Source organism: Gandjariella thermophila, assembly GCF_005405885.1.
GTDB classification, from domain to species: Bacteria; Actinomycetota; Actinomycetes; order Mycobacteriales; family Pseudonocardiaceae; genus Gandjariella; species Gandjariella thermophila.
Window position 1 is genome coordinate 1 of record NZ_BJFL01000003.1, and the last position, 20,979, is coordinate 20,979.

The window sequence follows — 20,979 nt, forward strand, 5'->3', positions numbered from 1 at the left end:
GGGAAGATCTTCTGGCCGATGTCCCAGTCATCGCCGACCCTGCCTACCAGGGAACTCACGCAATCACGCCTCGCAAGAAACCCAAGGGTGGCGAGCTCTCTATCGGCGACAAGGCAAACAACAAGATGATCTCCTCACTGCGCTCTGCCGTCGAACGATGCATCGCCCATGTCAAGAACTGGAAGATACTTGCCACCGGCTTTCGAGGGCGCCTCGCCGAGCTTCCGAATGTCATCCGAATCGTCACCGCACTGGAGTTCTACCGACTTGGCTGGTAAGGGCTCTGAATAACGCTCTTGGCTCGCGAGAAGCCGACGCCCAGCCGATCGGCGACCTCCTGGTGCGTCAGGCCGGCCGCTTCTCTCAGCCTGTGCAGCTCAGCCGCCAACCGACGACGGCGCACAGTGGGGCTGATCGCCACGGGAGTACCTCCTGCTGAGAAGACGAGCGCGATCATCCTCTCCCCGCACCAAGGGCGCACCAAGGGGTGTTGACGCCCGGTCACCACGACGATCACTCTCTTGCGTGATGCTCATTCTGAGCACTCAGAATTAGAGTTCACTAGGCGGGCGGCGTGACCTTCCTCGCGGGTCGTCCCGGTACCCAGGCGAACCAGAGGGGGCATCGGGTGACCCACGCCGAAGAACAGCCGGACATGATCGAAATGCCCGGCGAGTGCGCCGCCGCCGCAGTGCGGTACCTCGAAGACGAGGGCTGGCCGGCCGTCGCGCACGGGTGGGCTGTGTGGACCCTGGCCGGGCGGGCCGTCGACGCCCTCGGCGTGCCGTTACCGCTGGCCGAACGCGTCCGTGCCCGGCTACGAGCCAAATGCCGGCCGACGCCGGTGATCTGCGTGCCGGGTCAGGAACGGTGGGTCTTTCTCACCGCGCCGATGGACGGGGTGGACCACGGCGTGCTCACCGAACTCGCCGCCTGCGGCATCGACCACGCGCCACCCGCCAGCAGGATCGAACTGCCGCCCACCCGCGTGCCCGGCGGCCCGCTCGCCTGGGTGGAACCGCCGTCCGGCGAACCCGCTCCGTTCATCGCGGTCGCCGGGGCAATCCTGATCGTGAGCATCGAAGCCGTCGGAGTACGGCCAGGCGCCTGCGCGGCAGACCGGAACGTCGAGGATCACGGCGAGCGATAGCTTCGCTACCGTACGGGCCATGCGGAGCTACCGGCGGCGCCCCACCGCGGTGCTGGCGCTGCTTGCCCTGCCGATCATGGCGGTCGCCGGCTGCCTGCCCGGCCCGCTGGCCCGCTCGCACCAGCGGACCTCCGTGGTGTCGCCACCGCCCACCACGACGATCTCGCTGCCCCCGCGCCCGCACGACCTGCGGCTGGACGGCATCGACCCGTGCCGAATCCTGGACCCGGACCAGCGCGCCCAGCTCAGCCTGGACAACCCGCCCAGCAGGTACCTGGACGCCGGCATGGGCGGCGCGCAGGCGTGCACCATGCGCGGCTTGGGCAGCGGGACGGTGGCCCGACTCGCCCTGGTGACCACCGAGGACGTGCGGGTGTGGCTGTCCGACAACGCCCAGGTGGACGCCCGGCCGCTGGCCGTGGCCGGGTTTCCCGCCCTGGAGGTGCGCACCCCGGGTGTGGAGACCGCGTGCAACGTCGACATCGGGGTGGCCGACGGCCAGTTCCTGGACGTGCTGTTCCGCGACGGCGGCAACGCCACTCCGCTACCGCAGGACACGCTGTGTGCCGGGGCGCGGCGGGTGGCGGAGGCGGCGATGACCGGGCTCGGCCGACAGCACTGATCATCGTGGCCGGTGAACGGCGGGTGCACGCGGCCGGGCGGGCCCGTACCACATGGCGAAATGTCCGGCGAAACCCCTCCCGGTGGTCACGCACGGTGGCTAAAGTGTCGCTGCACGTCCACCCCAGGGAGGTCATGTGCCCGCACACCCGCGTCCCAACGGTGCCGGAGACGCAGCGGTACCCGACCCGTCGCGCCTCCCCGATCCACGCACGATGCGCGTGGACCCCGCGGCGATCCCCGGCCTGCGCCGCGCGTTCGGCAACGCGCTGACCAAGCTGGACAAGCAGATCGAGCTGGCCATCACGGACATCCGGATCAAACCGTGGGCCGGCGATCCGGTCAGCGCCGAGGCCGCGCAACAGTTCAACCAGCGCTCGGTGGAGGCCGGCGACTCGGCGCTCGCCGCGCTGCAGGGCTACCAGCGCCAGCTCAAGTCCGCGATGGACGCGCTGCAGCAGGTCGACGAGCAGTACCAGGTCATCGAGGGCGACAACACCACACTGCTGCGGCGGCAGGGCGGCTGCTAGCCCGCCGAACGAGGGGGTCTGGAATGAGCGGCGATCACCGGTGGCAGGGGTACACGCACGAGGAGCTGTTCACCAAGCTGAACTCCGGCCCGGGGCCGAGCGCGTCAGCCGCGTCCGCGGAGCGCTGGCGCGGGGTGGCGGACGCGCTCGCCGAGATCGACCAGGAACTCAGCCGGGGCGTGGCCGCGTCCGGCGCGGCCTGGGAGGGCGTCGCGGCCGAGGCGGCCAGGGCCGGCATCGGCCCGCTGGCCGAGTGGGCGGCCCAGGCCAGGACCAGCGCGGACGTGATGCGGCTGTCCGCGGAGCTGCAGGCCGACTACGTGAGCAAGGCCAGGGCCGAGATGCCCCGCCCGGTCGCGGTGACCAGTGAGCAGCCGGGCGCGGTGGTACGTGGCCTGACCCACCTCTTCGGCGGGCAGACCGACTACGAGAACCAGGAGGCCGAACGCAGCGCCGCGGAGCAGCGCGCCTTCCAGGTGATGGCCGACTACGAGAGCAACACGGCCAGCAACACCAGCTCGCTCGGCCGGTTCGGCCCACCGCCGGAGGTGGTGGGTGCCGCGGCCCCGATGCACGGGGATAGCGCCGGGGCCGCGGCGCACCGGTCCGGCGGCGTCCCGGTCCGGGCCGGTGAGCCGGTGCGAGCCGGCGCGGCGGGCCCTCGGGAGACCGGACGCCGGCCGGGCCGGGAAGCGTCCCGAACCGGCCACGGTGCGGCCGAGCCGGGCCGGGCCCGGTCCCGCACCGGCCACGGTGCCGGCGGACCGGGCCAGGGCGCGTCGCGCGCCGGAGAGGGTGCCAGCGAGAGTGAACCCCACCCCACGGCGCCCGCGCCGAGAACGCCGGGCGCCGAGGGAACCGCACGGCCGGCCGCGGCGGCGCCGGATGGTCCCACGCCGGGCAACTACCTGGTACGCGCCGAGGACGGCTTCGGCAACGGCATGATGGTCTCCCCACCCGTGATCGGAGGAGACGCGTGACCATGTTCCGCACCGAGCTCGGCCCGGACCAGTTACGGGAGCCCATCACGATCTCGGCGCTGGAGTTCGACGTGCTCTGGGAGCACCTGCGGCTCGCGGTGATGCCGCTGGTGCTGCGGGTGCCCTCGCCGGGCAAGACGCACACCGAGCGGGCCGGCCTGGTACGGCGCACCTGGGAGGGGCTCTCCGCCCGCGGCCTGGGCCGCGAGGTGGCCCCGGACCCGACGCTGGTCGAGTTGCTCACCCTGCTGGACCGGCCGGAGCGGGAGGTCGACGGGCGGATCTGGCTGGGCCGCAGCGTCCGGTTGCTGGCGGCGGCCAAGGGCGAGTCCGCGGTGCTCGCCGTGCTGACCGGAGACGCGCTGACGCTGCGCTACGCCTCCGCGGAGGGGCTGCCCCGGGAGGCGCTGTCGGTGTTGCCGGCCGCCCACGCCGGGCCGGGCCACTCAGTCACCCTGCCAAGTGCGGACCTGGACGCCGCCGCGGCCGAGGCGAGCACGCCGGAGGAACTGGAGAAGGCGCTGCGCGGCCGGGGCGTGCGTGCCGACGACGCGAGGACGCTGGCCGCCATGGTCACCGACGCCGGCAACCGCGGCCAGTTCGGCGCGGCCGCCAGGGACAGGTTCGGCCGGCGGGTACGCGGCGAGCGGGTGGTCGCGTTCTTCGACACGCCCAAGGGTCGCTACGTGCAGATGCGCCGCGAGTTCCCCGGCGGCACGCCGTGGAGCACGATCTCCCCGGCCGATCCGCGGCGGCTGCACCAGCACGTGAGCGAGCTGTACGGCGAGGTCGTCCAGGCGGCCTGAGCCGAGGGGTCCGACCGTCAGCTCACCTGCTCGAGAATCTCCGGGCGGATCTCCGGCGCGGCCGCCCGGCTGGCGTCCGCCGCCTGGTCGTCCGGCTGGGTCTGCGAGTCCCGCTCGGCGTCCACCCGCGCCCGGTACACCTCGACCTCGCGGGCGATGGTCGCCTCGTCCCAGCCAAGCACCCCGCCGACCAGCCGGGCCACCGGCTCGGCGGAGTCGACCCCCCGGTGCGGGTACTCGATGGAGATCCGCATCCGCCGGGCGAGCACGTCCTCGACGTGCAGCGCGCCCTCGTAGCTGGCCGCGTAGACCACCTCTACCCGCAGGTAGTCCGGCGCGGCCGGGACCGGGCGGAGCAGCTCCGGCTCGTCCAGCGCGAGATCCAGCACCTCGTAGATCGCCGAGCCGTACCGGTCGAGCAGGTGCCGCACCCGGTAGGGGTGCAGCCCGTACCGGGCGCCGAGCTGGTCCACCTGGTTGACCAGGGCGTGGTAGCCGTCCGCGCCGAGCAGCGGCACCTTGTCCGTGATGGACGGCGCGACCCGGCCGGGCAGGTCGGCCGAGGCGGCGTCCACCGCGTCCGCCGCCATCACCCGGTAGGTCGTGTACTTACCCCCGGCGATGGCCACCAGGCCGGGGGCCACCCGGGCCACCGCGTGCTCGCGGGACAGCTTGGAGGTCTCCTCGCTCTCCCCGGCGAGCAGCGGCCGCAGCCCGGCGTACACGCCCTCGATGTCGTCGTGCGTGAGCGGGGTGGCCAGCACCGCGTTGACGTGTTCCAGGATGTAGTCGATGTCGGCCTTGGTCGCCGCCGGGTGTGCCAGGTGCAGGTTCCAGTCGGTGTCCGTGGTGCCGATGATCCAGTGGTTGCGCCACGGGATGACGAACAGCACGGACTTCTCGGTGCGCAGGATCAGCCCGGTCTCGGAGACGATCCGGTCCCTGGGCACCACGATGTGCACACCCTTGCTGGCCCGTACCCGGAACCGGCCCCGGCTGCCGGACAGCCGCTGCAGCTCGTCGGTCCACACCCCGGTGGCGTTGATCACGGCATGCGCACGGACGTCGGTTTCCTCGCCGTTCTCCGCGTCCCGCACCCGCACCCCGCACACCCGGTCCGCCTCCCGCAGGAACGCGGTCACCTGCGTGGAGCTGCGCACCACCGCGCCGTAGTGGGCGGCGGTGCGCGCCAGGGTCAGCGTGTACCTGGCGTCGTCGGCCTGCGCGTCGTAGTAGCGCACCGCGCCGATCAGCGCGTCCCGCTTCAGCGCCGGCATCATCCGCAGCGCGCCGGCCCTGGTCAGGTGCCGCTGGCCGGGCACCGAGCGGGCGCCGCCCATGGTGTCGTAGAGCAGCAGGCCGCTCGCCACGTAGGGGCGCTCCCAGAACCGGTGGGTGAGCGGATACAGGAAGCTGACCGGCTTGACCAGGTGCGGCGCCAGCCGGGTGAGGACCAGTTCCCGCTCCCGCAGCGCCTCCCGGACCAGTCCGAACTCCAACTGTTCCAGGTAGCGCAGGCCGCCGTGGAACAGCTTGCTGGACCGGCTGGAGGTGCCCGAGGCGAGGTCCCTGGCCTCCACCAGGGCGACCCGCAGGCCCCGGGTCGCGGCGTCCAGGGCGGCACCCGTGCCGACCACGCCGCCGCCCACGATCACCAGGTCGAAGGTCTCCTCAGACAGCCGCCGCCAGGAGTCCACGCGCTCCGCGACGCCCAACCGGCCGGTGGCCCGCCCGGAGTCGGCGCGCCCTTCCGCTGTCGTTCGCGGCTTGCGGTTGGCCACCGCCCCCACCCTCCCTGGCAGTCAACGGGACTACATCCGATCACTGACAACGCTACCTGCTCAGCCGTCGTCCGGGCGCCGCCGTACGCCGGCCGCACGCCCGAGAAGGCGCCTCCGCCTTCCCCGGACTGACCTCGGTCAACGAAAACTGGCGGGAGTGCTACGGCCGAAGTAGCGTCAAGTCTCACCTCCGGACGGGGCGGCGCCGCCCCACCCGGTTTCGGGGGGCGTGGTCGTACCGCCGCGGGGACTGCCTACGCCGGGAGGTCGTCGGCATGCGGTACCGCCTGCGCCCAGGTGGCGGGGCCCGCGGGTCGGGCCGGGGTGCGGCGGCTTTCGACGCCGGCACCGTTCCGCGTCGCCCAGCATCGTCCCGGCCGGCCACGAAGCGATCCGACCGTGCGGCCGCCCACGCCCGGGCGGAGCTTTCCGTGCCATGCGCCGGGGTACCCGTCTCGCGGGAAGGAGGCGCCGTCCATGTCCGAACAACGCAGGGTCGAAGGGCCATCGGGGCTGTGGGCCTCGGTGTGCCGGAGCACAGGTGGTGAGCTGCTGGCCGAGTTCTTCGGAACGATGATTCTGATCCTGCTGGGGTGCGGCTCGGTGGCGGTGGCGGTCGCCGGGCTGCCCGGCTCCGGCCGACAGAGCATGCCGTTCGGTCCGGCCAACTGGTTGATCGTCGCCTTCGGGTGGGGCCTGGCGGTGGTCTTCGGCGTCTATGCGGCCGGGGGCGTCAGCGGCGCGCACATCAATCCCGCGGTGACGCTCGCCTTCGCTGTGCGGCGCGGCTTCCCGTGGCGGAAGGTGGTGCCGTACTGGACTGCCCAACTCGCCGGGGCGCTCGCGGGCGCGGCCGTCGTCTACGCGGTCTACGCCTCCGCCATCAACGCGTACAACACCACCAACAACATCGCGTCGAGAACGCAGTCGCTGGACACGTTCGCCATCTTCGCCACGTTCCCGGCGAAGTACTTCGGCAACGGCTGGGTCGGGCCGTTCGTGGACCAGGTGGTGGGGACCGCGATCCTGCTGGCCCTGATCGCCGCGCTGATCGACCGCCGCAACCAGGCGCCGGCGGCGAACGTCGCTCCGTACCTGATCGGTTTCGTGGTGGTGGCGATCGGCCTCACCTACGGCACGAACGCCGGCTACGCCATCAACCCGGCCCGCGACCTCGGGCCGCGGCTGTTCACCTTCGCCGCGGGTTGGGGACCGATCGCCTTCCCGGGCCACTACGGCTGGTTCACCAACTACTGGTGGATCCCGATCGCCGGACCGCTGGTCGGCGGCGTGCTCGGGATTCTGCTGTACGACCTGTTCGTCGGTCTGGTGCTGGCCGCCCGGCAGGTGCCGGAGGCGGAGCCGACGCCGCCGCCCGGGCGGGTACCGGAGGCCCGTGAGGGCGAGGGGCAGGAAGGCGTCACCGCGGAGAGCGGGCGGGTGCCCGGGTCCGGCGGCTGACGTGGACCGGCACGCGACCCCCCGGCGGCGCGATCGCGGTCGCGCGAACCCGCGGGAGGAAAGGAACCGACCATGACCCAGTACGTAGCCGCGATCGATCAGGGCACCACCTCGACCCGGTGCATGGTCTTCGACCACTCCGGTGGCGTGGTGGCCGCCGACCAGATGGAGCACCGGCAGATCTTCCCGAGGGCCGGCTGGGTGGAGCACGACCCGGAGGAGGTGTGGGGCAACACCCGGGAGGTGACCGCGCGTGCGCTGGCCAAGGCGGACCTGACCGCCGGGGACATCGCCGCGGTGGGCATCACCAACCAGCGGGAGACGACGGTGGTGTGGGAACGCTCCACCGGCCGGCCGGTGCACAACGCGATCGTCTGGCAGGACACCCGCACCGACGCGATCTGCCAGGAACTCGCCGGGCGCGGTGGTGGCCAGGAGCGGTACCAGTCCACCACGGGGCTGCCGCTGGCCACCTACTTCTCCGGGCCGAAGATCCGCTGGATCCTGGACGAGGTGTCCGGGGCCCGGGACCGCGCCGAGGCCGGTGAGCTGCTGTTCGGCAACATGGACACCTGGCTGCTGTGGAACGCCACCGGCGGTCCCAACGGCGGGCAGCACATCACCGACGCCACCAATGCGTCCCGCACCCTGCTGATGAACCTGGACACGCTGTCCTGGGATGGTGACATCTGCGCCGAGATGGGCATCCCCACCGCGATGCTGCCGGAGATCCGGTCCTCCTCGGAGGAGTACGGCCGGGTCCGGGAGCGCGGCGTGCTCTCCGGCGTGCCGATCGCCGGCATCCTCGGCGACCAGCAGGCGGCCACCTTCGGTCAGGCGTGCCTGTCCGTCGGCGAGGCGAAGAACACCTACGGCACCGGCAACTTCGTGCTGCTCAACACCGGCAACGACAAGGTGATGAGCCGCAACGGGTTGCTCACCACGGTCTGCTACAAGATCGGCGACCGGCGGACGGTGTACGCGCTGGAGGGCGCCATCGCGATCACCGGGGCGCTGGTCCAGTGGCTGCGGGACAACCTGGGCCTGATCGCCTCCGCGCCCGAGGTCGAGGACCTGGCTCGCACGGTGGACGACAACGGCGGCTGCTACTTCGTGCCGGCCTTCTCCGGGCTGTTCGCCCCGTACTGGCGCTCCGACGCGCGCGGCGTGATCGCCGGCCTCACCCGGTTCGTCAACAAGGGGCACCTGGCCAGGGCGGTGCTGGAGGCGACGGCCTTCCAGACCCGCGAGGTGATCGACGCGATGAACGCCGACTCCGGGGTACCGCTGAAGTCGTTGAAGGTGGACGGCGGGATGGTCGCCAACGAATTGCTCATGCAGTTCCAGGCGGACATCCTCGGGGTGCCGGTGATCCGGCCGGTGGTCGCCGAGACCACCGCGCTGGGTTCCGCCTACGCCGCCGGGCTGGCGGTGGGGTTCTGGTCGGGCGAGGACGACATCCGGGCCAACTGGGCCAAGGACAAGCAGTGGGACCCCACCATGGACGAGGAGACCCGGGAACGCGAGTACCAGAACTGGAAGCGGGCCGTCACCCGCACCTTCGACTGGGTCCAATAACCGCCCGTTCCGGAACGGGACTGACCTGCGACGTCGAGTATGGCGGGCCCCCGCGATCGCGGGGCGGGGCGCCCCATCAGGGACAACCGCGGTGCCATGTCCCGATCGCGCCCCGGCGACGCGATCGCGGCACGCGTTCAGGAGCAGGCACAACGAGTCCGGGCGGACCGGCCGGGCCGTGCTCGCGGGCCCGGCCGGTCCGGTCATTCCATGACGGCGTAGGCGATGATGTTGTCCCGGTAGCTGGCGGCTCTCCGGTCGAACCGACCGCCGCAGGTGATCAACCGCAGCTCGGGCCCGGTTGTGTTGCCGAACACCGCCTGGGTGGGGAAGGAATCCTTGGGCACCCGCTCGACACTGCGTACCCGGAACACCACCCGGGCACCGTCCTTGCGGGTCACCAGGATCTCGTCGCCGGGGGCGAGCTGGCGCAACCGGTAGAACACCCCGGCACGCGTGTAGCCGTCCACGTGCCCGACCAGCACCGCGGGGCCGACCTCGCCCGGGGTCGGGCCGTAGGAGTACCAGCCGGCCTGCATCGGGTCGTCCAGCGGCGGAACCTGCATCGAGCCGTCCGGGTTGAGCCCGAGCGGGATCAGCGAGGAGTGCACACCGATCTTGGGGATCTCCAGGAGCACCGGCGGTGAGGGCAGCAGGCCCCTGGGCTCCTCCTGACCGGTGGGCACCGGCGCCGGCGCGGCCACGGCGGGTGCCGGGGCCGGCTCCGCGGTCACCGTGTCGAACACGTCCCTGGCCACCAGCCCGACCAGGGCCAGCAGCAAGGCCGCGACCGCCACGCCAAGGGCGCGGCGGTCGCGGTCCGAGCGCCACCACGAGCGCATGGATGCTGCCCCGGTCAGTGCGTGGCGCCCGACCGGCGGCGGCGCCACACCACGACACCGGCGGAGGCACCGAGGGCGGCGAGCGCCGCGCCGAGCACGGCCGGCCCGTCAACGGCCGCATCGGTGGTCTCCGTGGCGGTGCCGCCACCGCCGCCCGCGACCGGGCCGCGCGGCACCCGGGGCACCTGGGAGGTCGGCGGGGTCGTGGTGGTCGGCGCGGCCGGCGGAGCGGCGGGCGGGGCGGCCGGCGGGGCCGGAGCAGGTGCGGGCGGCGGGACCGGAGCCGGCTTGGGCGGCTTGCACGCCGCACACGCCGGGCAGTCGGTGCAGCTGGGCAGCCCGGGAACACCGGGACCACCGGGCCCGCCCGGACCACCGGGGCCGCCGGGCACACCACCACCCGGACCACCCGGACCGCCCGGACCGCCGGGCACACCACCACCCGGACCACCCGGACCGCCCGGACCGCCCGGACCGCCCGGACCGCCGGGCACACCACCACCCGGACCGCCCGGACCGCCGGGGGCGCCCGGACCACCCGAGCCACCCGAGCCACCCGGGCCGCCCGGAGCATCCGGCTGCCCCGGGCGGGGAGCGTGCCCCTGGCCCTGACCAATGTCACTCGGACCGGCCGCGGCATACGCGGCTGGCGACGCAATCGACGGCGACAGCGCGAAGATGGCCATGCCGGCCACCCCTGCTGCCGCGAGCAGAATCCGGCGGTTGATCACAGCGCAACCTCTCTCGAGCATCCGGACGCAGGTGGACGGTGCCGCGCGGGAAGCGCTTCGGCCGCGTTGCCGGCCACCGCCGCAGGGAAGGGTGCGTGTCGTCGCCCATCCCCCACCGTGCGTATCGGTACTGGGCGTATTGGTACGGGCACCATCCGAACACGTCGGGCCCGTCCCCGCGCCCGGAAAGGCGCCGCGACACAGGCACTCCACCGCAACGTGCGACGCCCGGTCGGGTGCCAGGGAACGCGGCCGTGAGAGAGGTTGAGCGCTGCCTACTCGGCAACTCGCGCCGCGACCGCGCCGCCGCGGCTAGTCCAGATCGTCGTGCCGCATCAGCTGGCGGCCGGCCTCGGTGATCGACCCGGACAGCGAAGGGTACACGGAGAAGGTGGTGGCCAGGTGCTCCACGGTGAGCTGGTTCTGCACCGCCAGCGCGATGGGCAGGATCAGCTCGCTCGCGGTGGGCGCGACGACCACGCCGCCGACCACCACACCGGTGGCCGGGCGGCAGAACAGCTTGACGAAGCCGCGCCGCAGGCCCTCCATCTTCGCCCTGGGGTTGGTGGCCAGCGGCAGCATGATCGTCCGCGCCGGGACCTCGCCGGAGTCGATGGCCTGCTGGGTGATGCCGACCGTGGCGATCTCCGGGTGGGTGAACACGTTCGCCGCCACGGTCTTGAGCTTGATCGGGCTGACGCCCTCGCCGAGGGCGTGCCACATGGCGATCCGGCCCTGCATCGCGGCCACCGAGGCGAGCATCATCACCCCGGTGCAGTCGCCGGCCGCGTAGATGCCGGGCACCGAGGTGCGGGACACCCGGTCCACCGGGATGAACCCGCCAGGACCGGTTTCCACGCCGACCCGTTTCAGGCCGATGTCGGAGGTGTTGGGCACCGAGCCGACGGTCATCAGCGCGTGGCTGGCCTCGATCTTCCGGCCGTCCTGCAGGTGCACCACGACGCCGTCGGCGGTGCGCTCCACCCGCTCGGCGCGGGCGTGCTTGGCCACCGTGGTGCCCCGCTCGGCGAACACGTCCTCCAGCACCGCCGCCGCGTCGGCGTCCTCGTGCGGCATCACCCGGTCCCGGCTGGACACCAGGGTCACCTTGACGCCCATCTCGGTGTAGGCGGAGGCGAACTCGGCGCCGGTGACGCCGGAGCCGATCACGGTCAGGTGCTCCGGTAGCTCGCGCAGCTCGTAGATCTGCCGCCAGGTGAGGATGCGCTCACCGTCCGGCTCGGCGCCGGGCAGGATGCGCGGGGTGGCGCCGGTGGCCACCAGCACCACGTCCGCCGACAGCACCTCCTCGGTGCCGTCCGCGGTCCGCACCGCCAGCCGGTGCTGGGCCAGCCCCGGCTGGTTGTCGCAGAACTCGGCGTGCCCGGTGACGAGCCGCACACCCTCGCGCTGCAGCCGGGCGCGGATGTCCGCGGACTGCGCCAGCGCCAGCCCCTTGACCCGGCCGTGCACCCGGGGCAGGTCCACCGCGGCCTCGGTGTTGTTGGTGCGGATGCCCAACTCGTCGGCGTTGCGGAAGTTCGATCGGGCGCCGGCGGAGGCGATGAAGGTCTTCGACGGCACGCAGTCGTAGAGCACGCAGGCGCCGCCCATCGCGGCCGCCTCGACCACGGTCACGTCGGCGCCGTGCTGCGCGGCGACCAGGGCGGACTCGTAACCTGCCGGGCCACCGCCCATGATCACGATCCGGGTCACCGCGGGTCCTCCTCCAGCACGCATGGTCATCAGTGGGGCAGCCGCAGACAACCGTACGCGCTCCCCCTCGTCCCCGTTCCGAGTGGATGGGTTTTCGCTCTACCCGCGGTGCAACCTCCCAACGGGTGATCGTGGTGTCGCTACTCTGTCCGAGTGCCGCTCTACGCCGCTTACGGGTCCAACATGGATCCAGCCCAGATGATGGAGCGAGCCCCGCACTCGCCGATGATCGGTACGGGCTGGCTGCAGGGTTGGCGGCTGACCTTCGGCGGGGAGGACGTCGGCTGGGAGGGAGCCCTCGCCACCATCGTCGAGGAGCCCAACTCGCAGGTTTTCGTCGTGCTCTACGACGTCAGCCCGTACGACGAGCCCAGCCTCGACCAGTGGGAGGGCTCGGAGCTGGGCCTGCACAAGAAGATCAGGCTGCGGGTGCAGACCCTGGAGGGCTCGGTGCTGGCCTGGCTGTACGTGCTGGACGCCTACGAGGGCGGGCTGCCGTCGGCGCGGTACCTCGGCGTGGTGGCCGACGCCGCGGAGGCGGCCGGCGCCCCCGCCGACTACGTCGAGGACCTGCGCACCCGCCCCTGCCGGGGCATCGGCCCGTAACCCGTCAGGACTCCAGGGCCCCGGCGACGCGATCGGACGCTGCGCGGCTAGGAGTTCAACACCGCGCCGGGCGGAGCCCGTCCGATCGCGGTGGCGGGGCGCCCACCAGGCACCTACCGCCGGATGCGAACCCCTGCCCGAGCCCCGGCGACGCGATCGGACGCTGCGCGGCTAGGAGTTCAACACAGCAAGGGCGGCGTGCACCATGACCCGGACGCCGACCAGCAGGGCACGCTCGTCCAACCGGAAGGTGGGCTGGTGCAGGTCGTACCTCGGCCCCTCACCGGACCACACGCCCAGCCGGCAGAACGAGCCGGGCACCTGCTCCAGGTACCAGCCGAAGTCCTCACCGCCGGAGGACTGCTCGGTGCCGGCCAGCGCGTCCTCGCCGAGCGCGGTCCGCACCGCGCCGCGCAGCAGGTGGGTGCTCTCCCGGTCGTTGACCACGGGCGGCACGCCCCGGCGGTGCTGCAGGTCGTAGGTGACGCCGGTGGGTGCGAGCAGGGCGCCGACCAGTTCCCGGATCAGCGGCTGCAGCTCGATCCAGGTGTCCCGGTCCCCGGTGCGCAGAGTGCCGCGCAGCACGCCGTCCTGGGGGATCGCGTTGGGCGCCTCGCCGGCCTGCACCGCGCCCCACACCAGCACGGTGCCCGAGCGCGGGTCGACCCGGCGGGACAGCAGCGTGGGCAGACCGGTGATCACCGTGCCCAGCGCGTGCACCAGGTCGGCGGTCAGGTGCGGCCGGGAAGTGTGCCCGCCCGGCGAGGTCAGCCACAACTCCAGCAGGTCACTGGCGGAGGTGATGGCGCCGATCCGGGTGCCGATCCGGCCGACCCGCAGGCGCGGGTCACAGTGCAGGCCGAAGATCTGCTCGACGCCGTCCAGGCCACCGGCGGCCAGCACGTCCAGCGCGCCGCCCGGCATCACTTCCTCGGCCGGCTGGAAGATCAGCCGCACCCGTCCCGGCAGTTCCGGCGCGCTGGCCAGGGCCAGTGCGGCGCCGAGCAGCACGGCGGTGTGCGCGTCGTGGCCGCAGGCGTGGCAGGCGCCGTCCACGGTGGACGTGTAGGGCAGGTCGGTGGCCTCGGTGAGCGGCAGCGCGTCGATGTCGGCGCGCAGCGCGACGCAGCGGTGCCCCCGCCCGATGTCGCACACGAGTCCGGTGCCGCCGGGCAGCACCCGCGGCCGCAACCCCGCCGAGCGCAGCAGACCGGCGATGAGCTCAGTCGTCGCCCGCTCCTGACGGGACAGTTCCGGGTGGGCGTGCAGGTGCCGACGCCAGGCGACGACCTCGGATGCGTTGGCCGCGAGCCAACCGTCCAACCAGGAGGGTCCACGACCGGCGCCGAGGTCCTCCACAGTGGACATGCTGACCCCGCGGTCGGTGATCAGCACTTCGGAATCCTCCTCGCGGGGAACGCCGTTGCCGGGCGGCACACCCGGCCTGGAGTCCAGCACGGTCATCGGGTTCCTCCGGTGGGAACGCTGCGCGCGGTGGCCCGGGCGAGCAAGCGGGCGCGCTGGTCGTCGTCGGTGGCGGCGGCCACCGCGGTCCAGGCCATGGCCAGCGCGGCGTCGAGGACCGCGCGATCGGCCGATGCCGATGCGCAGGCCGCCGCGAACTCCGCTTGGTGGTGCACCGCGTCTCCGCAGTCGATCGCGATGGTCGGATGGATGGCGGGCAACGCGCGGGTGATGTTGCCCATGTCGGTGCTGCCCGTCTTGCGGGTGCGCTCCTCTTCCGGGCTCAGCGGGTTCCTGCCAAGCTCCATGATGGCGGAGCGGTATGCCCCTGCCAGCCACACGTCCGGGGCCAGTTCGGCGTAGACGGGTGACACCTGCACGACCTCGTGGGTGCATCCGGTGGCCACCGCGCCGGCTCGGAAGCAGTCCCGGATCCGGCTCTCCAGGCGAGTCAGCGAGTCGACGTCCGCGGCGCGCAGGTAGAACACCGCCGACGTGCGTTCGGGCACGATGTTCGGCGCGTCGCCACCATGGGTCACGATACCGTGCACCATCTGCTGGGGTTCCAGGTGCTGCCTGACCAGACCGACGGCCACCTGGGCGACGGTGATCGCGTCCGCGGCGTTCACGCCCAGGTGCGGCGCGGCCGCGGCATGCGAGGCCCTGCCGGTGTAGCTGACCTCCAGGTCGGTGATGGCCAGCGAGGTGGACGCGCAGGTCTCCTCGCGCGCCGGGTGGACCATCATGGCCATCGCCACGTCGTCGAACACGCCGCGCTCCAGCAGCAGCACCTTGCCGCCGCCGCTCTCCTCGGCCGGCGTACCGATCAGCCTGACGGTGATGCCCAGTCCCTCGGCGACGTCACGCAGCGCGAGCGCGGCGCCGGTGGAGGACGCGGCGATGATGTTGTGGCCGCACGCGTGGCCGATCCCGGGCAACGCGTCGTACTCGGCACACAGCGCGACCACCAGCGGACCCGTGCCGTAGGTGGCCGTGAACGCGGTGTCCAGCCCGGCGACGCCCCGCTGCACGGTGAAACCCTCGCGCTCGACCAGGTCGGCGATCTTCGCGGCGCTGCGGTGCTCGGCGAAGGCCAGTTCCGGTTCGGCGTGGATGCTGCGGGAGAGCCCGACCAGCGCGTCCGCGTACCGCTCGACGGCCCAGCGGCATTGCGTCGTGAAGTCGGTACTCATTTGCCGTCCATCCTGCACCACGTGGGCCCCGCCACGGGGCACGGCCGGCGTACCAACCGGTCGGCCGGTTGCGACGACGCGGCGAACGGCGTGCGGAGTTTCGGTCCGGCCGTACGTCACGGGCGCGGACGAGCGGGGCGGTCGCCGGGTTCGGCGGACACCGGCGACCGACCGGACGGAGCCGGCGGGCTCAGTGCTTGTCCCCGAACGCGCGCCGCGATCGCGAGGCTTCGCCCTGGCGCGTTCCCATACTCGTCATCGCAGGGTCGGTCCGGTTCCGGAACAGGCTGTCAGCCGGAGCTGCTCTCCTGCCGCTTCTTCCTGCGGCGCCGACCGAAGATCACGCTGCCGATCAGCACCGCGGCAATGCCGATCGCCCACATCTTGTTCTTGTCCGCGGTGATGTTGCTGACCGGACTCTGCGGCGGGGGCGCGATCGACGGGCCGGGCGGCGCGGTCGCCGGGGTCGGCGTGTCCAGGCGCGGGGCCGGCACGGCGGCCGGCCGGACCGCCGCTGCCGCGGCCTGATACCCGGCGCCGGCCCGGCCGGGGCTGGCGGACGCGGCACCGGCCGCCGCGATCGGCACCGTCGCCAGCACGGCGGCGAGCAGCGCGAACAGCCCGGCGAGCAGCTTGTGTTTCGTCCGCACGCGCGCGGCTCCCTCCTGCGTCCCGGTTGGCGTCGCGCCGGCCGGGTCGACCGCGCGACCGGCCGCGGGCGACCATGATCGGCCCGCGGCTCCCGGCTACCCAGTGTGCCCTGCCGACCCCGTCCCGGTCACGCCGCCGATCCGTGGCATCCCGCATTCCGCGGGCTCGACGGGCTTTACGAGGCGACCCGAAGCGCCGTTGAGCCGGCTGAATGCGGGAGCGGGGATCACTCGCCGTGCATCTGGCGGCGGGCCTCGGCGTAGCGGGCCCGCACCTCGGCGCCGGACCGCACCGCCGCGCCGTCCGGCTCCCGCCGCTCCGTGCCGGCCGGCCAGGAGGGCGGCTCCGCCTCGCCGGAGAGCGCCCATGCCGCCTGCCGCGCCGCGCCCACGGCCACGTACTCGGCCGGCTCCGGCACGTCCACCGGCACGCCGAACAGCGCGGGCGCCACCGCGCGCACCGCCACCGAGCGGGCCGCGCCACCGACAAGCAGCACCCGGCGCACCTCGACGCCCTGCTCCCGCAGCGCGTCCAGGCCGTCGGCCAGGCCGCACAGCATGCCCTCCACCGCGGCCCTGGCCACGTTCTCCCGGCTGGTGTTGGTCCGCCGCAGGCCGGCCAGGGTGCCGGTGGCCTCCGGAAGATCCGGGGTGCGCTCGCCGTCCAGGTACGGCAGCAGCACCAGCCCGCCCGCGCCGGGCTCGGCGGCCAGCGCGAGCGCGTCCAGGCCGGCAAGGTCGGTGCCGAGCAGGCCGGCGGCGGTGGTGAGCACCCGGGCCGCGTTGAGCGTGCAGACCAGGGGCAGGAAGCGGCCGGTGGCGTCGCAGAACCCGGCGACCGCGCCGCTCGGGTCGGCGGTCGGCGCGCCGGTCACCGCGAACACCGTGCCGGAGGTGCCCAGCGACACCACCACGTCGCCGGGGCCGGCGCCCAGGCCGAGCGCGGCGGCCATGTTGTCGCCGGTGCCCGCGCCGAGCGGCACGCCGTCCCCGGTTTCCCCGGCGACCTCGGCCGGGCCGAGCACCCGGGGCAGGTCCGGCCGGTGGCCGGCGAAGGCGTCGGCGAGCAGGTCGGGCAACCACTGCCCGCGCGCCGGGGAGAAGTACCCGGTGCCGGAGGCGTCGCCGCGGTCGGTGGCCGGCTCGGTCCCGGGCGCGGCCAGCCGCCAGGTCAGCCAGTCGTGCGGGAGCAGCACGCGGGCCACCCGCTCGGCGTTGGCCGGTTCGTGCTCGGCCAGCCAGGCCAGCTTGGTCACCGTGAAGCTGGCCACCGGAACGGAACCGGTGCGCTTGGCCCACACCGCCGCGCCGTCCCGCTCGACCAGCTTGCGGGCCTGCGCCGCGGAGCGGGTGTCGTTCCACAGCAGTGCCGGCCGGACCACCTCGCCCGCCGCGTCCAGGGCGACCATCCCGTGCTGCTGGCCGGCCACCGAGACGGCCCGCACCGGCTCGCCGGCCTGCGCGCTGGCCTGCGCCATGGCCTCCTCGCATGCCGCCCACCAGGCGTTCGGGTGCACCTCGGTGCCGTCCGGGTGCGCGGCCCGGCCCTCGCCGAGCACGGCACCCGTGTTCACGTCGACCACCAGCGCCTTCGTCGACTGCGTCGACGAGTCGATCCCCATCACCGCCGCCATGGCCACACATCATCCCCCATGCCACGGCGCGGACGTGACCGGGCACACATGCGTTAACCTCCCTTCGCTTGCTGGTTGAATTCGCGCTTTTCCACGCGGCGACCACGGCGAATCCGGACCGAGATCACCCGGACAGCCCATTTTTCGCCACAATTCCGCTTTTGCTGGTAACCTCACGGCGTGGTCGGCTCGATGCTATTCGTGGTCGGCCACGCCCACATGTGCGGCATGTGACCACATGTGGCGGCGACCATCCCGGACAACATCACCAGGAGGGGGAGTTGTTGAGACTGAACCCGATGGACGGAAACAACGTCCGTTTCGGTGTTCTCGGTCGGCTGGTGGTCTGGCGAGGTCCCCGCGAGGTGGCACTGCCCTCCGGCGTGCTGCAGCGGCTGCTGGCCGTGCTGCTCACCGCCGAGGACCCGATTCCCGCGAAAACGCTGCTCGACCTGGCCTGGATGGGCAACACTCCGCCGAGCGGGCGCACCGCCATGCAGGTGGGCGTGTCCCGGCTGCGCCGGTGGCTGGCCACGGTGGCCGGTGGATCCGTCGCGGTGGTCTGCGAGCACGGCAACTACCGGCTGATCAGACCGTTAGGCAGCCTGGACGCCGAGGCGTTCGAACGGCAGTTGCAGCGTTGTGCCAGCCTGCGGGCGCCGAGCCATCGCCTGGTTGACGAACTGCTGCGGGCGCTGTCCATCTGGCGAGGACCGGCGCTGGACGGCAACCCGATCGCGGCCCATCTGCCCGCCGTGCGGCGGTGGGAACTGCAGCGCACGGCCGCGGGGAACTCGCTGGTCGAGGCGGCGCTCGCGTCCGGAAGGGCGACCGAGGCGCTGCCCTGGCTGCTCAGGCTGGCCGACGAGCACCCGATGCACGAGGCACTGCACGCCGGGCTGGCCCGGCTGCTCGCGGTCACCGGCCAGCAGGCGGCGGCGTTGTCGGTGTTGCAGGCCATCCGCAGCCGGCTGGCCGAAGAACTCGGCCTCGACCCCAGCCCGGTGCTCACCTCGGCGCTGGAGGGCGTGCTGCGCCAGTCGGTGCGCCGCTGACCCACTGAGCCGGAACGGCACAGTTGGCGGTGGCGGGACGGCGCGGCGAGCGAGCCGGCACCTTCCCGGCCTGACCAGCCCTCGGCGGCGCGATCGGGCGCGTTCCGCGGACCGGCACCGAGCCGCCGAAGCGGGGCCCCGGTCGATGCCGAGCGAGCACCTAATTAGATCGTTCCAGACCCGCCCAGAATACGTTTCCACAGTGCCTGGCGTATCGGACGAAGCCCGTGCAGACTAAGAGTCACTGGAGTCCCATCGCGAATTTCGTCCGAACACCGACGATCGTTGTAGGCCATCCGTAAGTGTTCAGTAAGTCGATTGGTCGAGTGGAACCAGCGAACGTCGGCGTCCGATTTTCCGGTCGCACAACTCACTCGGCTTCCACCCGCGAATGCGACGGCCCCGCATCGGTCGGATGCGGGGCCGCGGAGTCGTCGAAACCAAACCAAACGTCGCGCGGTTCGGTCAGAGACTGCCGTCTCCGGAGATCTCAGCGCCTGTTCCCGAACCCGCCCCGGCGCGCTCCCATGCTCGTCATCGCAGGTCAGTCACGTTCCGGAACGGGCGGTCAGAAGGTGTCCGGCGGCACGTACGTACCCCAGACGTCGCGCAGCGCGTGGCACACCTCGCCGACGGTCGCGGAGGCGGCCAGCGCCCGCTTCATCGGGTGCAGCACGTTGTCCCGGCCCTCGGCGGCCCGCCGCAGCTCGTCCAGCGCCGAGGTGACCTCCCCGGTGGACCGGGAGGCGCGGAGCTTGGCCAGCCGCTCCGCCTGCTGCTGCTCGATCGCCGGGTCCACCCGTAGCGGGTCGTACGGCTCCTCGGTGTCCAGGTTGTACCGGTTGAGGCCGACGACGATCCGCTCGCCGCTGTCGATCTCCTTCGCGGTGCCGTACGCGGTGCGCTCGATCTCGGACTTCTGGAAGCCCTGCTCGATCGCCCGGACCGCGCCGCCCCGTTCCTCGATCTTGGCCATCAGCTCCAGCGCGGTGGCCTCGACCTCGTCGGTCATGCATTCCACCGCGTACGAGCCGGCGAACGGGTCCACCGTCTTGGTCAGGTCGGTCTCGTAGCCGAGCACCTGCTGGGTACGCAGCGCCAGCCGGGCCGCCTTCTCGGTGGGCAGCGCGATCGCCTCGTCGTAGGAGTTGGTGTGCAGCGACTGGGTGCCGCCGAAGATCGCCGCCAGCGCCTGCACGGTGACCCGGATCAGGTTCACCTCGGGCTGCTGCGCGGTGAGCTGCACGCCGGCGGTCTGCGTGTGGAAGCGCAGCATCAGCGACTTGGGGTTCTGCGCGCCGAACTCGTCCTTCATCAGCCGCGCCCAGATCCGCCGGGCGGCGCGGAACTTGGCCACCTCCTCCAGCAGCGAGGTGCGGGCGACGAAGAAGAAGGCCAGCCGCGGCGCGAACTCGTCCACCGCCAGCCCGGCGCGGACCGCGGCCCGGACGTACTCCACCCCGTTGGCCAGCGTGAACGCGATCTCCTGCGCGGGGTTCGCCCCGGCCTCGGCCATGTGGTAGCCGGAGATCGAGATGGTGTTCCACCGGGGCAGGTGGTCCTTGCAGTAGGCGAAGATGTCGGTGATCAGCCGCAGCGAGTGCACCGGCGGGTAGATGTAGGTGCCTCGGGCGATGTACTCCTTGAGCACGTCGTTCTGGATCGTGCCGGTGAGCTGCCTGCCGGAGAAGCCCTGCTCCTCGGCGACGAGCTGGTAGAGCAGCAGCAGCACGCTGGCCGGCGAGTTGATCGTCATCGAGGTGGACACCTCGCCCAGCGGGATGCCGTTGAACAGCGTCCGCATGTCCTCGATGGAGTCGATCGCCACGCCGACCTTGCCGACCTCGCCGTGCGCGATCGGCTCGTCGGAGTCGTAGCCCATCTGCGTGGGCAGGTCGAAGGCCACCGAGAGGCCGGTCTGGCCCGCCTCCAGCAGCTGGTGGTAGCGGGCGTTGGACTCGGTGGCGGTGCCGAACCCGGCGTACTGCCGCATGGTCCACGGCCGCTGCGTGTACATGGTGGGGTAGACGCCGCGGGTGAACGGGTACTCGCCCGGCTCGCCGACCCGCTCGGCCAACCCCTCCGGGCCGCCTCGGACGTCGTCCGGTCCGTACACCGGCTTGACCTCGAAGCCGGATTCGGCCCGCCTCGGCTCCACCATGAGCCGCCTCCTACTCGTCA

General features: G+C 72.6%; 20 protein-coding genes. 10 read left to right on the forward strand and 10 right to left on the reverse strand.

The features are described 5' to 3' along the window. The coding region (locus FFT21_RS03855) for a transposase family protein (protein ID WP_137812356.1) at positions 1-278 on the forward strand (278 nt) is incomplete at its 5' end. On the opposite strand, the gene FFT21_RS30640 is transcribed toward FFT21_RS03855, so the two are convergent. Then, positions 260-457 (reverse strand): helix-turn-helix domain-containing protein, encoded by a 198-nt coding sequence (locus tag FFT21_RS30640; RefSeq protein ID WP_137812357.1) that lies wholly within the window; start codon positions 455-457, stop codon positions 260-262. The two genes, FFT21_RS03855 and FFT21_RS30640, sit on opposite strands and share 19 nt — an antisense overlap. A 171-nt stretch (positions 458-628) precedes the next feature. Here FFT21_RS30640 and FFT21_RS03865 point away from each other — a divergent pair, with 171 nt between their 5' ends. The 5 genes from FFT21_RS03865 to FFT21_RS03885 all read left to right on the forward strand — a co-directional run bounded on the left by FFT21_RS03865 (position 629) and on the right by FFT21_RS03885 (position 4,087). After that, the gene (locus FFT21_RS03865; protein ID WP_137812358.1) at positions 629-1,150 is read left to right on the forward strand and encodes a hypothetical protein; all 522 of its coding nucleotides are present in this window, start codon (positions 629-631) and stop codon (positions 1,148-1,150) included. A 19-nt stretch (positions 1,151-1,169) separates the two neighbouring features. Continuing rightward, the gene (locus FFT21_RS03870; protein ID WP_225978076.1) at positions 1,170-1,772 is read left to right on the forward strand and encodes a DUF3558 domain-containing protein; all 603 of its coding nucleotides are present in this window, start codon (positions 1,170-1,172) and stop codon (positions 1,770-1,772) included. A 214-nt stretch (positions 1,773-1,986) separates the two neighbouring features. Then, positions 1,987-2,301, forward strand: coding sequence for a transcriptional regulator (locus FFT21_RS03875; RefSeq protein ID WP_137812359.1), 315 nt, complete (start codon positions 1,987-1,989; stop codon positions 2,299-2,301). A 23-nt stretch (positions 2,302-2,324) separates the two neighbouring features. After that, the gene (locus tag FFT21_RS03880) at positions 2,325-3,281 is read left to right on the forward strand and encodes a PPE domain-containing protein (protein WP_137812360.1); all 957 of its coding nucleotides are present in this window, start codon (positions 2,325-2,327) and stop codon (positions 3,279-3,281) included. A 2-nt stretch (positions 3,282-3,283) separates the two neighbouring features. Then, positions 3,284-4,087: an ESX secretion-associated protein EspG gene (locus FFT21_RS03885; protein ID WP_137812361.1), complete on the forward strand. Its 804-nt coding sequence runs from the start codon at positions 3,284-3,286 to the stop codon at positions 4,085-4,087. A 17-nt stretch (positions 4,088-4,104) separates the two neighbouring features. Here the strand turns inward: FFT21_RS03885 and FFT21_RS03890 are convergent, their stop codons facing one another. Beyond that, on the reverse strand, positions 4,105-5,802 hold the full coding sequence (locus tag FFT21_RS03890) for a glycerol-3-phosphate dehydrogenase/oxidase (RefSeq protein WP_225978114.1): 1,698 nt from the start codon (positions 5,800-5,802) through the stop codon (positions 4,105-4,107). A 543-nt stretch (positions 5,803-6,345) separates the two neighbouring features. On the opposite strand from FFT21_RS03890, the gene FFT21_RS03895 reads away from it, so the two are divergent. Beyond that, positions 6,346-7,329, forward strand: coding sequence for an MIP/aquaporin family protein (locus tag FFT21_RS03895; protein ID WP_137812363.1), 984 nt, complete (start codon positions 6,346-6,348; stop codon positions 7,327-7,329). A 72-nt stretch (positions 7,330-7,401) separates the two neighbouring features. Then, on the forward strand, positions 7,402-8,907 hold the full coding sequence (gene glpK, locus FFT21_RS03900; RefSeq protein WP_137812364.1) for a glycerol kinase GlpK: 1,506 nt from the start codon (positions 7,402-7,404) through the stop codon (positions 8,905-8,907). A 203-nt stretch (positions 8,908-9,110) separates the two neighbouring features. Here the strand turns inward: glpK and FFT21_RS03905 are convergent, their stop codons facing one another. The 3 genes from FFT21_RS03905 to FFT21_RS03915 form a co-directional block, all read right to left on the reverse strand. Then, entirely contained in the window at positions 9,111-9,749 is a 639-nt protein-coding gene (locus tag FFT21_RS03905) for a class F sortase (RefSeq protein ID WP_137812365.1), read from the reverse strand. 14 nt (positions 9,750-9,763) lie between these two features. Then, positions 9,764-9,925: a GVDTG sorting domain-containing protein gene (locus tag FFT21_RS29070; protein ID WP_192909379.1), complete on the reverse strand. Its 162-nt coding sequence runs from the start codon at positions 9,923-9,925 to the stop codon at positions 9,764-9,766. A gap of 867 nt (positions 9,926-10,792) precedes the next feature. After that, the gene (locus FFT21_RS03915) at positions 10,793-12,196 is read right to left on the reverse strand and encodes an NAD(P)H-quinone dehydrogenase (RefSeq protein ID WP_137812366.1); all 1,404 of its coding nucleotides are present in this window, start codon (positions 12,194-12,196) and stop codon (positions 10,793-10,795) included. Positions 12,197-12,349: 153 nt separating this feature from the next. On the opposite strand from FFT21_RS03915, the gene FFT21_RS03920 reads away from it, so the two are divergent. Continuing rightward, positions 12,350-12,802: a gamma-glutamylcyclotransferase family protein gene (locus tag FFT21_RS03920; protein WP_137812367.1), complete on the forward strand. Its 453-nt coding sequence runs from the start codon at positions 12,350-12,352 to the stop codon at positions 12,800-12,802. Between the two features lie 171 nt (positions 12,803-12,973). Here the strand turns inward: FFT21_RS03920 and FFT21_RS03925 are convergent, their stop codons facing one another. The 4 genes from FFT21_RS03925 to xylB all read right to left on the reverse strand — a co-directional run bounded on the left by FFT21_RS03925 (position 12,974) and on the right by xylB (position 17,743). Next, complete coding sequence (locus FFT21_RS03925) at positions 12,974-14,266, reverse strand: amidohydrolase (RefSeq protein ID WP_137812368.1); 1,293 nt, start codon at positions 14,264-14,266, stop codon at positions 12,974-12,976. Beyond that, positions 14,263-15,459, reverse strand: a complete 1,197-nt coding sequence (locus FFT21_RS03930) for a M20 family metallopeptidase (RefSeq protein WP_137812369.1) — start codon at positions 15,457-15,459, stop codon at positions 14,263-14,265. Before FFT21_RS03930 ends, FFT21_RS03925 begins: the two co-directional genes overlap by 4 nt. Before the next feature lie 290 nt (positions 15,460-15,749). Then, positions 15,750-16,109 (reverse strand): LuxR family transcriptional regulator, encoded by a 360-nt coding sequence (locus tag FFT21_RS03935; RefSeq protein ID WP_137812370.1) that lies wholly within the window; start codon positions 16,107-16,109, stop codon positions 15,750-15,752. Positions 16,110-16,336: 227 nt separating this feature from the next. Beyond that, positions 16,337-17,743, reverse strand: a complete 1,407-nt coding sequence (gene xylB, locus FFT21_RS03940; RefSeq protein ID WP_137812371.1) for a xylulokinase — start codon at positions 17,741-17,743, stop codon at positions 16,337-16,339. A 299-nt stretch (positions 17,744-18,042) separates the two neighbouring features. Between xylB and FFT21_RS03945 the strand changes: the two genes are divergently transcribed. After that, positions 18,043-18,798 carry an AfsR/SARP family transcriptional regulator gene (locus FFT21_RS03945; protein WP_137812372.1) on the forward strand — a complete coding sequence of 252 codons (756 nt, stop codon included), beginning with the start codon at positions 18,043-18,045 and terminating at the stop codon, positions 18,796-18,798. A 568-nt stretch (positions 18,799-19,366) separates the two neighbouring features. Here the strand turns inward: FFT21_RS03945 and FFT21_RS03950 are convergent. Next, positions 19,367-20,959: an acyl-CoA mutase large subunit family protein gene (locus FFT21_RS03950; RefSeq protein WP_137812373.1), complete on the reverse strand. Its 1,593-nt coding sequence runs from the start codon at positions 20,957-20,959 to the stop codon at positions 19,367-19,369. Positions 20,960-20,979 lie beyond the last annotated feature (20 nt).

Bases quoted from the DNA above. Each gene is read 5' to 3' on its own strand.
- FFT21_RS03930 (WP_137812369.1), bottom strand. From the start codon at position 15,459: ATGAGTACCGACTTCACGACGCAATGCCGCTGGGCCGTCGAGCGGTAC.
- FFT21_RS03905 (WP_137812365.1), bottom strand. From the start codon at position 9,749: ATGCGCTCGTGGTGGCGCTCGGACCGCGACCGCCGCGCCCTTGGCGTG.
- FFT21_RS03870 (WP_225978076.1), top strand. From the start codon at position 1,170: ATGCGGAGCTACCGGCGGCGCCCCACCGCGGTGCTGGCGCTGCTTGCC.
- FFT21_RS03925 (WP_137812368.1), bottom strand. From the start codon at position 14,266: ATGACCGTGCTGGACTCCAGGCCGGGTGTGCCGCCCGGCAACGGCGTT.
- FFT21_RS03880 (WP_137812360.1), top strand. From the start codon at position 2,325: ATGAGCGGCGATCACCGGTGGCAGGGGTACACGCACGAGGAGCTGTTC.
- xylB (WP_137812371.1), bottom strand. From the start codon at position 17,743: ATGGCGGCGGTGATGGGGATCGACTCGTCGACGCAGTCGACGAAGGCG.
- FFT21_RS03895 (WP_137812363.1), top strand. From the start codon at position 6,346: ATGTCCGAACAACGCAGGGTCGAAGGGCCATCGGGGCTGTGGGCCTCG.
- FFT21_RS03945 (WP_137812372.1), top strand. From the start codon at position 18,043: ATGGACGGAAACAACGTCCGTTTCGGTGTTCTCGGTCGGCTGGTGGTC.
- FFT21_RS03950 (WP_137812373.1), bottom strand. From the start codon at position 20,959: ATGGTGGAGCCGAGGCGGGCCGAATCCGGCTTCGAGGTCAAGCCGGTG.
- FFT21_RS30640 (WP_137812357.1), bottom strand. From the start codon at position 457: ATGATCGCGCTCGTCTTCTCAGCAGGAGGTACTCCCGTGGCGATCAGC.
- glpK (WP_137812364.1), top strand. From the start codon at position 7,402: ATGACCCAGTACGTAGCCGCGATCGATCAGGGCACCACCTCGACCCGG.
- FFT21_RS03885 (WP_137812361.1), top strand. From the start codon at position 3,284: ATGTTCCGCACCGAGCTCGGCCCGGACCAGTTACGGGAGCCCATCACG.
- FFT21_RS03875 (WP_137812359.1), top strand. From the start codon at position 1,987: ATGCGCGTGGACCCCGCGGCGATCCCCGGCCTGCGCCGCGCGTTCGGC.